We start from the raw sequence: 9,776 nt of genomic DNA, 5'->3' as shown, positions 1-9,776 counted from the left end.
GCTGGGGGCCCTGAGTGCCTCGAACACCCCCCGGCCGCGGCGTTGGCGGGGCCACCTGAACCCCCCCCCCCCCCCCGCGCGGCCCCCCGGGGGGGGCCCCCCCGCCGCTGTGACGTCTGTCGTGGGGTCCGGCTTCAGGCCGCCGAAGCGTCCTCGGTCTCGTCGTCCTCGTCCATGAACAGGTGGCGCTCCATGTGCACGCGGGCGGCGGCCAGCGCCGGGGCGATCTCCCGGGTGCCGGTCGACACGCACAGCGTGTACGCCGTGTCCTGGAGCTGCTGCCGCACGCGCGGGTCGACGGACTTCGCCGTCTCGACCTCGGCGGTCAGCGTCTCGTAGCGTTCCACCAGGTTCCGAAGGACGGTCGGGTGGGCCATCAGCATCGTCGTACTCCTCGATGTTGGCGAAGTCGGGACGCGCCTGCCCGGCCCACGCTGTTCCATGCGTGAGAGCGGCGAAAAAACTGCCTGCCGGACCGCACCCTCTTCTTCGTCGCGTCTTTGCGCAGGCCCCGGATAGGGGTCGAGGGGTGCGAAGTAGTAGTCCCTTCACGGTACATGACACTCATGTCCACAACGGGGGCCGGTGAACGTGATGTTCGACTCGTCTTCGCCGCCGTGCCGTGGGAATGCCGCTCACGCGGGCGCGCCGTGCGGCCGGTGGTCGAACGCCGGGTGTCGACGTACCGACGTACCGACGAGTCGACCTGTCGCCACGACATGACGCGGCGACAGGTCGACAGCTGACTGCTTGTCGGACGCGGTGTCGTCCGGGCGGCCTGCTAGTCGATGCCGCGCAGGATGTGGGTCTCCGTCAGATCGTCCTCGTAACCGGCGAGGCGGATCGGCGCGCACCGGGACCAGGCGTCCAGGGGGCGTTCCTCGGCCAGGAGGGAGGCACCGTCGCCGCCTCGTTCGGCCGACTCATTGCGCTTCAGTTGCTCAGGTGACACCGCGCACTCCTTTGCGTCGCGTGGACCGGCGACACCCGACGCGGCCGTCCGACCGCGCCCGGCGCCCGGTGGGATGGCTCTTCGGGCGGTACGGACGCGGTGGCGCCTTGGGTCCCCCACGCCCGGGGGCGAAGGGGAGGACCGGAGCGCGGCCGAGGTGGGCGACTCGTTCCGGGACGGGCCCCGGGGTTCGGTACATCCCCTGAGACCGGTTCGTCCCGCACAGCGTAAGCCTGCCCGCCCTCCGTCACCAGCCGGTTTCCGGCGCGCTACGCACAGTGGCGAAGTGCCGTGCGGGCGTGCGAAACCGGCCCTGGCCGCTGCCGTGCGGCGCATGGTTGCTACGGTTCCTCGTGCTCAACAGCGAAGAGGACCGAGACGAGGGGCCTGCGCCATCCGGGTCACGCGCGCCTGAAATATCCGGAAAGCCGGAGATATCCGCGCCGCTGGCCAAGCCCCGCCGCCGACTGCTGGCCGATGTGAGCCCGCTGCGCGAGCACCCGGACTTCCGCCGCCTGTGGTTCGGCAACACCGTGTCGTACATCGGCCAGCAGATGACCGCGATGGCCGTCTCGCTCCAGGTCTACGCGATCACCGGCTCCAGCTTCTACGTCGGCCTGGTCGGCCTCTTCTCGCTCGTCCCGCTGATCGTCTTCGGCCTGTACGGCGGCGCCGTCGCCGACGCGGTCGACCGGCGCAAGCTCGGCCTGATCACGGCCGCCGGCTCCACCGTCTGCTCCGGCGTGCTGGCCGCGGCGGCTTTCGGCCATCTCAGGTCCGTGGCACTGCTCTACGCCGTCGTCGCGCTCCAGGCGGTCTGCTTCGCGATGAACTCGCCCGCCCGCTCCTCGATGATCCCGCGCCTGCTGCCGCCCGAGCGGCTGCCCGCCGCCAACGCGCTGGCCTCGCTCGCGGGCGGGGTCGGCCAGATGGCAGGACCCATGCTCGGCGCCGTCCTCGTCGGCGCCTGGGGCTACCAGGCCGCGTACACCGTCGACGTCGCCGCCTTCAGCGCCTCCCTCTACGCGATGTGGCGGCTGCCCGCGATGCTCCCTGGCGAAGGGGAGGGCGCGGCCCGCCGCCGCCCGTCCGTCATCGAGGGCCTGCGCTATCTCGCCGCCCGGCCCAATCTGCGCACCACCTTCGTCTCCGACCTCGCCGCCATGGTGCTGGCCCAGCCCCGCGTGCTGTTCCCCGCCGTCGCCGGGCTCTGGTTCGGCGGCGACACCCGCACCGTCGGCCTGCTCGCCGCCGCCCCCGCCGTCGGCGCGCTCCTCGGCAGCGTCTTCTCCGGCTGGCTCGGCCGGGTCCACCGCCAGGGCTTCGCCGTGCTGCTCGCCGTCGGCTCGTGGGGCGCGGCCGTCGCCGTCTTCGGCCTCACCCGCAACCTCTGGCTGGGCCTGCTCTTCCTGGCCTTCGCGGGCTGCGCCGACACCGTCTCGATGGTCTTCCGCAACACCATGCTGCAATCCGCCGCCCCCGACGACATGCGCGGGCGCCTCCAGGGCGTCTTCCTCGTCGTGGTGGTCGGCGGCCCCCGCCTCGGCGACTTCCTCGCGGGCTCCGTCTCCGACCTGTTCACGCCCACCGTCGCCGTCGTCGGCGGCGGCCTGGCGTGCATCTCGGCCATCGCCCTGATCGGCATCTTCCAGCGCGGCTTCGTCGCCTACGACGCCCGCCGCCCGGTGGCCTAGGAGCCGCCTTCAGGGGCGCAGCCGCTCCTCGGCGAGCGCCGACACGGCGGCGGCCAGATCGGCCTGCGACGGGTCGTACGCGGCGGCTGCGGCCGTCAGCCGCAGGATGTCGGCGAGGGCGCCGTCGGTGAGGTGGTCGGGCGCGCCGACGCGCGCGAGGCCGCGGGTGAGCAGGCCGCGGGCGACATCGGGACGGCCGCGGCGCAGCATCTTGACGGTGGCGACGGCGTTGGCCAGGGAGCTGGCGGCCGGGGACCAGGCGGTGGCGGGAGCCGCGGGCACGGTGGCCGACCCGGCCGGCTCCGCGCGGACGGACAGGTCCAGGCGCCAGAAGAGCGGAAGACCGCGGAAGGCGGCGAAGAGCAGCCGCTCGCCCGTGACGGCGGCCGACTCCGGGTCGACGCGGAGCGAGGCCAGCGGCCGGACGCGCCCCAACGCCTCGGCGGCGGTGCCGACGCAGTGGGCGAAGCGGTCGCCCGGCACGGTCCATTCGAGGTCGATGTCGCTGTAGGCGTCGGCGGTGCCCGCGGCCAGCGAGCCGCGCAGCCGGGCCCGGGAGCCGGGGCAGTACGCGGCCAGCGCGTCCAGGAGTTCGCGCGCCAGGGCCGCGCGTACGGCCGGGTCGAGGGCCGTCATCCGCTGCGCTCGGGCAGCGCGTCGACGTACACCCACGCACCGTCCTCGCGGCCGAAGCGGCTGTTCTCGTACTGGTCACCCGGTTGGCCGTCGGCCAGGAAGCGGGCGCGGAATTCGACGGTGCCCTCGGTGTGGAAGGCGGTGCCGCCGGTCGAACCGAGGATGTCGAGGCCGGTCCACCGCACGTCCCCGTCGAAACGCAGGCCCGGCGGCCGGGTGCCGGAGTGCCACGTACGCAGCAGATAGGCGGCGTCGCGTACGGCGAAGGCGGCGTACCGCGACCGCATGAGCTGCTCCGCGGTCGTGGCGGCGGACCGTCCCTGGTGCAGGGCGCCGCAGCAGTCGTCGTACGCGGCGGGCCGTCCGCACGGGCAGGGAGCCGTCGGGGAGAGCCGGGTGGCCGCCGGGCGGCGGTTCTGACGTCGGGGCATCCTCTGATTGTGGCGGACGCCGCCATTCGCGGGAGTCGTGGGTTTTGCCCGCCCCGCAGCGGAAAAGTGCTCACCGTGGCGCAAATCGGGTGCGCGCGCCACCATCCTCCTCCGAAAGGAATCCCCGTGAGTACGGCGCAAGACGAGTCAGCCCAGGTAGCGGTCACCTTCGACGGTTGCGCGAAGGAGGACGCGCAGACCGTCCTCGACGCTCTGAACACCAGTTTCGCCTCGGACCGCGAGCCCGACGACATCCCGCAGGACTCCGCGGACGGGCGGCCGATGGTCTGGAGTGCCACCTTCGACGTGTCCCGCACCCTTGGAGTGCCGGGACCCGCGCGGCTCGGCCAGTCGCTGACGGTCACGGCCCAGGGCGGCTACCGCGCGGTGGACCGGCTGCGGGAGAGCCTGGCCGAGGCGTTCACCGTCCGGGTGGTCGGCACCGCGGCGGGCGACCAGGAGCAGGAGGCGCGCTTCCGGCTGGAGAACCACGGCGCCGCCTGACCGCCTGACCGGGACGGGGCGCCGCCTGATCGGGAGGCCGCGCCGCCCGGCGGTCCGCGGCACGTCCGTCCGTGCGCCGTCCGTCCGCGGCATGTCCGTCCGTGCGCCGTCCGTCCGCGTCACGTCCCGCCGTGCACCGCCCGTACCGCCTCCAACGTGTCGGCCTCGGCCGCCGTCTTGTCCTCGCGGTAGCGCACGACGCGGGCGAAGCGCAGGGTGACGCCCGCCGGGTAGCGGGTCGAGGTCTGGAGGCCGTCGTAGGCGATCTCGACGACCAGTTCGGGGCGCACGGTGACCACGTATCCGTCGGTGGGGCCGACCGCCAGGGCGAGCAGTCGCTCGGTCTGCCAGTCGAGCAGCGCGTCCGTCAGGCCCTTGAAGGTCTTGCCGAGCATGGCGAAGCCGTCGCCGTCGCGCGCGCCCAGGTGGAGGTTGGAGAGCTTTCCCGTGCGGCGGCCGTGGCCCCACTCGACGGCCAGCACCACCAGGTCGAGGGTGTGCACCGGCTTGACCTTGATCCAGGACGCGCCGCGCCGCCCGGCCGCGTAGCCACTGTCGGCGGCCTTGACCATCACGCCCTCGTGCCCGCGGTCCAGCGTGGCCCGCAAGAAGTCCTCGGCGGCCCGCAGCTCCGCCTCGTCCGCCGGGTCCGACACGACGGTCCGCCGGACCCGCAGCTCCTCGGGGAGGAGCCCGGCCAGCACCGCGTGCCGCTCGTCGTAACCGCGGTCGAGCAGGTCCTCGGTCGCGTCCCCGTCGCCGACGGCGAGTACGTCGAAGAAGACCGCCGTCAGCGGCAGGGCGCGGGCCGCCGCCGACACGTCGACGCGGGAGCCGACACGGCCCGCGGTCTCCTGGAACGGCCGGGGCCGCCCGTCCGGGCCGAGCGCCAGCACCTCGCCGTCCAGGACCAAACGGTCCGCGCCCAGCGCGCGGACGGCCGCGACGACCTCCGGCAGGCGCTCGGTGATGTCGTCCAGCGTGCGGGTGAAGATCCGGACCGATTCGCCGTCGCGGTGCACCTGGACACGGATGCCGTCGATCTTCTCCTCGATCGCGCAGGGCCCCGCCTTGGCGACCGCCTCGGCGACGGATTTGGCGGAGGACGCCAGCATCGGCAGCAGCGGCCGGCCGACCGCGAGGGCGAATTCGGTGAGCGCGTCGGGGCCGCGCGCCAGCAGGGCCCGCGCGACCGGTTCGAGGGCGCCCGCGAGCATCACCGCGCGGCGTACGTCGGCGGGCGGCGCGCCGGTCGCGGCGGCCAGCCCCTCCGCCGCCGCGGCGTCCAGCGCGCCCTGCCTGACCTCGCCGGTGAGCAGCCCGACCAGGAACTCCTGCTCCCGCTCGGTCGCCGCGCCCAGCAGGCCCTGGAGCAGGTCCCGCCGCCGGCCCTGGGACCCGGCGCCCGCGACCGCGCCGACGGCCGTCAGGGCCTCGTCCACCGCCCGTACGGTCAGCGTCGGCTCCGCGGCGGGCTCGGCGCGGTCCCGCAGCGCCGCCCAGCCGACACCGAGCCGGCCCTGCGGCAGGCGTCCGGCCAGATACGCGATGGCGACCTGCACGTCCTCGGGCTCCATGGCGCGGAAGAACTCGGCCAGCAGCGCCGTCTTGCGGGTCCGCGCTGATGTGTGCGCGACCTCGTGCGAGACACGGGCGACCTCGGCGAACAGCATGTCCTCCATCCTGCGGCGAACCGGGCGGGAACGCCCGACGTGTGCCGGACGTATGCCCGACGTGTGCCCGGCAGGCGTCCGGCGCACGTTCGGCATACGGCACACAATAGAACAGATGTACGACAGTCGGGGTAGGCTCGGGGCATGAGCCACCCGTCCCCTCAGCAGGCGTCCATCTTCGGCGGCGGCGCGCCGGGCCTCGGTGACCTGGCGGGAGCCCGCCGCACCCACCTCGGACACGGCGCCTGGATCGACACGCTCCCCGGATGGCTGAGCGGCGCCGACGACCTCTACGCGGAACTGGCCGCGGAGGTCCCCTGGCGCGAGGAGCGGCGCCGGATGTACGACAACGTGGTGGCCGTACCCCGCCTTCTCGCCCACTATCGCGAGGGCGACCCGCTGCCCGCCGATGTACTCACCGACGCCCGCGCGCGGCTCAGCGCGCACTACGCGGCCGAACTGGGCGAGCCCTTCGTCAGCGCCGGACTGTGCTTCTACCGCGACGGCCGGGACAGCGTGGCCTGGCACGGCGACCGCTTCGGGCGCGGCGGCACCCACGACACGATGGTCGCCATCGTGTCCCTGGGGGAGCCGCGTCCGCTGCTGCTCAGGCCGCGCGGCGGCGGGGGCGCGGGGGCCACCGTCCGGCAGCCGCTGGGCCACGGCGACCTGATCGTGATGGGCGGCTCCTGCCAGCGGACCTGGGATCACGCGGTGCCGAAGACGCGGGGAGCGGTGGGCGGGCGGATCAGCGTCCAATTCCGGCCACGCGGAGTGGCGTAGGACCGGTGCGGAGCGGCGCGGGACCGGTCGGTTCTCCGAGGGGGCGGCCCCCCCTGCGGGCGCGGACGGCGGCCAGGCGGCTCCCGGTGTCGATGATCGTCGGGGGAGGAGCATACTTGCGGTGACAGCACTGTTGTCCGAAACCGCTGTCAAGGGGTGTCCGAAAAAACCGCAGGTGTCCGAAGGGGGCATTCAGGGTGGACATCGCGGTCGGCCGGCGTCAGGGGGCGCCGAGGCCGACGCGAGAGGCGTGGGAAACGCCACCGGGACGCTGCCGTGCGATGTCGCGAATGGTGGCGCCGTGATCAGTGCTGCCCGGAACTTCTCCCATCCCGCCCTGTTCTACCGCGGTGCGCGCGAGTATCTGGAGGGCACCGTCCCCTTCGTACGGGACGGCCTCGCCGCGGGCGAACCGGTCGCCGTCGCGGCCCCGCCCGTCGGACTCGGCCTGCTGCGTACCGCCCTCGGGTCCGACGCGGGCGCCGTGCGCTTCGTCGACATGACCAAGGCCGGGCGCAACCCCGGGCGCATCATTCCGGCCGTGCTCCGCGCCTTCTGCGACGCACAGCCGCCGGGTCCGGTCCGGATCATCGGCGAGCCGATCTGGCCGGGGCGCACCGCGCTGGAGTACCCGGCCTGCGTCCAGCACGAGGCGCTGATCAACACCGCCTTCGCCGGGCGGCAGGTGACGATCCTGTGTCCGTACGACGCGGCCGGGCTCGCCCCCGACGTTTTGGACGACGCGCACGCCACCCATCCGGTGGTGATCGAGGCGGGCCGCGAGCGGCCCAGCGACCGCTACGCGCCGGACCACGCCGTCGCCTCCGGCAACACCCCGTTGCCCGAGCCGCGGGACGCCGCGTCCTTCACCTTCGACGACCAACGCCTGCGCGACGCGCGGCACTTCGCCGTCCGGCTGGCGGGCGGCTTCGGCCTGACCGGCACCCGGCTGGACGACCTGGCCCTCGCGGTCTCCGAACTCATCACCAACAGCGTTCTGCACGGCGGCGGTTCCGGCACGATCCGGCTGTGGACCGAGAACGACCAAGTGGTCTGCGAGGTCCGCGACGGCGGCAGGCTCAGCGACCCGATGGCCGGCCGCCGCCTGCCTCCGAACGGCCGCCCGGGCGGCCGTGGCCTGCTGATGGTCAATCACATCGCGGACCTCGTCCGCATCCACGCCGCCCCCGACGGCACGGCGATCCGCTGCTACCTCGGCGGCGCTCCCGTCCCGGCCGGACCCGCGGACTGACCGACCCCGAACCGCCGCGCCACGCCGACGTCGCGTGAGCGGGGCCTTTCGCTGTGCGCGCACGGTGGGGTCTTGCGGTACGCGGACGGCGAGGGCCTTCCGCCATGCGGACCCCCTTGACGCCGGGGGAGGGGGCTGGCTTCATGAACGCGGTGATATGGGAGCGCTCCCATCGGCCTGCGCTGCCAAGCCGTCACCCATCCCCCCACGAACTGGTGAAGGGACTTACCAGTGACACGTCATCCCGCCCGTCCTCGCTCCGGGCCGCTCGCACGGCCCCGGCTGCCCCGTCGGAACCGGCCCCATCCGCTCCACCGGCTGCGCCCGGCGGTCGCGGTGCTCGCCGCCGTCGCGGCGCTGCTGCTGCCGCTGACCACCGCGACGACCGCGCACGCCGACCCCGTCTCGACCTGCGCGCCGCAGGGCACCATCCCGGTGGCCGGCGGCGAGTACACGCTCCAGGCCAACGAGTGGAACTCCACCGCGCAGCAGTGCGTCACGTACTCCAGCGGCACCGCATGGTCGCTGGGGACAGCCAACTTCAACCTGCCGACGAACGGCGCGCCCGCCACGTATCCCTCGCTCTTCAAGGGCTGCCACTGGGGCGACTGCACGCCGAACAGCGGTATGCCGATCCAGATCAGCAAGCTGGGCAGCGCGGTCTCCTCGTGGAGCACGGTGCAACCGGCGTCGGGCGCCTACGACGTCGCGTACGACCTGTGGATCAACTCGACACCGACCACGGCCGGTCAGCCGGACGGCACCGAGATCATGATCTGGCTCAACAGCCGTGGCGGGGTGCAGCCGTTCGGCGGGAAGAGCGGCACGTCGGCCGCCGCGGGTCACAACTGGGACGTGTGGACCGGCCGTCAGACCTCATGGAAGATCATCTCCTACGTGTTGCAGGGCGGCGGGACCTCGGTCTCGAACCTCGACGTCAAGGCGCTGATCGACGACGCGGTCGGCCGCGGTTCGGTCGACCCGGCGCACTACCTCATCGACGCCGAGGCCGGTTTCGAGGTCTGGCAGGGCGGCCAGGGTCTGGCCACCACCGGCTTCTCCTTCAGCGCGAGCGCGGCGGGCTCCGGCGGCACCGGCTCCGACACCCAGGCGCCGACCGCGCCCGGCGGCCTCAACGTCACCGGGACCACGGCGACGTCGGTCTCCCTGGGCTGGTCGCCAGCGACCGACAACGTCGGGGTGACGGCGTACGACGTCTACCGCGGCGGCGCGTTGGTGGGGACGACCGCCGGTCGGTCGTACACCGACTCGGGGCTGACCGCCGCGACGGCGTACACCTACACCGTCAAGGCGCGCGACGCGGCGGGCAACACCTCCGCCGCCTCGGCGCCGGTCACCGCGACCACCTCCGGCGGGTCCAACGGCGGTGGCGGAAACGGCTGTTCCGCCAGCTACACGGTGAGCAACGACTGGGGGAGCGGCTTCACCGCCGATGTGACGGTGGCCAACCGCGGCACGTCGGCGACGCGTTCGTGGACGGTGTCGTGGACCTACCCCGGCAGCCAGCGCGTCACCAACTCCTGGAACGCCACCGTCGCCCAGACGGGCGCGGCGGTGACCGCCGCGAGTCTCGCCTACAACGGCGCCCTCGCGCCGTCCGCCGAGACCCACTTCGGATTCCAGGGCACGTACAGCGGCGGGAACGCCGTTCCCGTGCTGACCTGCACGGCGACCTGACGCACCGTCCGGTCGCGCCTCGCGGCGGCCCGGGGGGCGGGGGGGGCCCCCCCCCCCGCCCGCCGGGGGGGGGGGGCGAAATTTGCGCCCCCCCCCCGCGTATTTGGGGTTGTCAATACAGAAAAAACGGGGGAGGGGGGGGGGGTGGGTGAA

Annotated in this window: 10 protein-coding genes; 5 read left to right on the top strand and 5 right to left on the bottom strand. The window is 73.7% G+C overall.

From position 1 onward, the window contains the following. Positions 1–134: 134 nt before the first annotated feature. Positions 135–383 (bottom strand): DUF5133 domain-containing protein, encoded by a 249-nt coding sequence (locus tag ACFZBB_RS23590; RefSeq protein WP_355350278.1) that lies wholly within the window; start codon positions 381–383, stop codon positions 135–137. Between the two features lie 398 nt (positions 384–781). After that, positions 782–952, bottom strand: a complete 171-nt coding sequence (locus ACFZBB_RS23585) for a hypothetical protein (RefSeq protein WP_391125700.1) — start codon at positions 950–952, stop codon at positions 782–784. 416 nt (positions 953–1,368) lie between these two features. Between ACFZBB_RS23585 and ACFZBB_RS23580 the strand changes: the two genes are divergently transcribed. Further along, complete coding sequence (locus tag ACFZBB_RS23580) at positions 1,369–2,646, top strand: MFS transporter (RefSeq protein WP_391126275.1); 1,278 nt, start codon at positions 1,369–1,371, stop codon at positions 2,644–2,646. 9 nt (positions 2,647–2,655) lie between these two features. Here the strand turns inward: ACFZBB_RS23580 and ACFZBB_RS23575 are convergent, their stop codons facing one another. Beyond that, a complete protein-coding gene (locus ACFZBB_RS23575) occupies positions 2,656–3,318 on the bottom strand; it encodes a hypothetical protein (RefSeq protein ID WP_391125697.1) in 663 nt (220 codons plus the stop codon). Beyond that, positions 3,279–3,713: a YchJ family metal-binding protein gene (locus ACFZBB_RS23570; RefSeq protein ID WP_355350289.1), complete on the bottom strand. Its 435-nt coding sequence runs from the start codon at positions 3,711–3,713 to the stop codon at positions 3,279–3,281. The genes ACFZBB_RS23575 and ACFZBB_RS23570 overlap by 40 nt, the downstream gene beginning before the upstream one ends. 126 nt (positions 3,714–3,839) lie before the next feature. Between ACFZBB_RS23570 and ACFZBB_RS23565 the strand changes: the two genes are divergently transcribed. Next, entirely contained in the window at positions 3,840–4,217 is a 378-nt protein-coding gene (locus ACFZBB_RS23565) for a hypothetical protein (protein WP_391125694.1), read from the top strand. Positions 4,218–4,336: 119 nt separating this feature from the next. Here the strand turns inward: ACFZBB_RS23565 and ACFZBB_RS23560 are convergent, their stop codons facing one another. Continuing rightward, the gene (locus ACFZBB_RS23560; RefSeq protein WP_391125691.1) at positions 4,337–5,890 is read right to left on the bottom strand and encodes an ATP-dependent DNA ligase; all 1,554 of its coding nucleotides are present in this window, start codon (positions 5,888–5,890) and stop codon (positions 4,337–4,339) included. A gap of 144 nt (positions 5,891–6,034) precedes the next feature. Here ACFZBB_RS23560 and ACFZBB_RS23555 point away from each other — a divergent pair, with 144 nt between their 5' ends. The 3 genes from ACFZBB_RS23555 (at position 6,035) to ACFZBB_RS23545 (ending at position 9,623) form a co-directional block, all read left to right on the top strand. After that, a complete protein-coding gene (locus ACFZBB_RS23555) occupies positions 6,035–6,673 on the top strand; it encodes an alpha-ketoglutarate-dependent dioxygenase AlkB (protein WP_391125687.1) in 639 nt (212 codons plus the stop codon). Between the two features lie 301 nt (positions 6,674–6,974). Continuing rightward, positions 6,975–7,925: an anti-sigma factor RsbA family regulatory protein gene (locus tag ACFZBB_RS23550; RefSeq protein WP_391125684.1), complete on the top strand. Its 951-nt coding sequence runs from the start codon at positions 6,975–6,977 to the stop codon at positions 7,923–7,925. 231 nt (positions 7,926–8,156) lie between these two features. Then, positions 8,157–9,623, top strand: coding sequence for a cellulose binding domain-containing protein (locus tag ACFZBB_RS23545; protein ID WP_391125681.1), 1,467 nt, complete (start codon positions 8,157–8,159; stop codon positions 9,621–9,623). Positions 9,624–9,776: the final 153 nt, after the last annotated feature.

Source organism: Streptomyces sp. NPDC008139 (genome assembly GCF_042957025.1).
Classification (GTDB): Bacteria; Actinomycetota; Actinomycetes; order Streptomycetales; family Streptomycetaceae; genus Actinacidiphila.
The sequence above is the reverse complement of the archived record's forward strand: the minus strand, read 5'-3'. Positions and strand labels throughout refer to the sequence as shown.